This window comes from Acetanaerobacterium sp. MSJ-12 (genome assembly GCF_018917875.1).
Taxonomy (GTDB): Bacteria; Bacillota; Clostridia; order Oscillospirales; family Ruminococcaceae; genus Bittarella; species Bittarella massiliensis.
The window spans coordinates 1-532 of record NZ_JAHLPK010000026.1; the positions used below are offsets into that span (position 1 = coordinate 1).

At 33.6% G+C, this 532-nt stretch carries 1 protein-coding gene; it reads left to right on the forward strand.

The features are described 5' to 3' along the window. Positions 1–532 (forward strand): ABC transporter transmembrane domain-containing protein (locus KQI11_RS13060; protein ID WP_286172797.1); only part of this gene is annotated, 532 nt, incomplete at both ends.

Consider the following 532-nt stretch of genomic DNA (forward strand, 5'->3'; position numbering starts at 1 on the left):
GAGACTGCAAGAACTTTCCTTTTCCTATTATGATAATAAAGCAGTTGGATGGCTGATGGCAAGAATGACATCGGACGTATTAAGACTTGGTGAAACTATTTCTTGGGGACTAGTTGATTTAGTATGGGGATTTGCAAAAATGGTAGCTATTATGATTGTTATGATTTACTTAAATTCGAAGTTGGCTTTAATTACACTCTCTGTAATACCATTTCTAGCTATTATTAGTATATATTTTCAGAAAAAAATGCTAAGTAGTCATAGGAGGGTACGTAAATTCAACTCCCGTATTACTGGGGTATTCAATGAAGGAATTATGGGTGCAAAGACAACAAAAATATTAAATAGAGAAGAAGAAAATTTAAACGAATTTAAAGAAATTACTGGTGAAATGAGAACACATTCCATAAGAGCAGCGATTTTTTCAGCACTTTATTTGCCTATAATTTTAACATTATCTAGCATAGGAACTGCCCTCGCACTATGGCGAGGTGGAGAAGGTGTTATTTTAACCCTAATTAGTTATGGTACA